The organism is Halomonas elongata, assembly GCF_029081005.1.
Lineage (GTDB): Bacteria > Pseudomonadota > Gammaproteobacteria > Pseudomonadales > Halomonadaceae > Halomonas > Halomonas elongata_B.
This window is the reverse complement of the sequence record NZ_JAJQTQ010000098.1, coordinates 1-444: the sequence shown is the minus strand read 5'-3', so window position 1 is coordinate 444 and position 444 is coordinate 1. Positions and strand designations below refer to the sequence as shown.

The 444-nt window shown below is 59.5% G+C and carries 1 protein-coding gene; it reads left to right on the top strand.

The genetic code is table 11. From position 1 onward, the window contains the following. Window positions 1–444: NAD-dependent epimerase/dehydratase family protein (locus tag LU493_RS19610; RefSeq protein ID WP_275289481.1), on the top strand; the 444-nt coding region annotated here is incomplete at both ends.

Here is a 444-nt window from a genome sequence, read left to right as displayed (position 1 = left end):
CTATTTTGATTATCACCATCATCGTGATATCCAGGAAGATTTCCGTCCACACCGCTTCGCCAACGAGTTTGCCCGCAGCAAGGCGGCCAGCGAGGAGGTGATCAACCTGCTGGCGCAGGCCAACCCGCATACCCGTTTTACCATTCTGCGGCCGCAGAGCCTGTTTGGGCCGCACGACAAAGTCTTTATCCCCCGGCTGGCGCAAATGATGCAGCATTATGGCAGCGTCCTGCTCCCGCGCGGCGGCAGCGCGCTGGTCGACATGACCTATTATGAAAACGCCGTACATGCGATGTGGCTGGCGAGCCAGCCGGCCTGCGATCATCTTCCCTCCGCCCGCGCGTGGAATATCAGCAACGGCGAACCGCGCACCTTGCGGAGCATCGTGCAGAAATTGATCGACGAGCTCGGCATCAAATGCCGGATCCGCTCAGTTCCCTATCC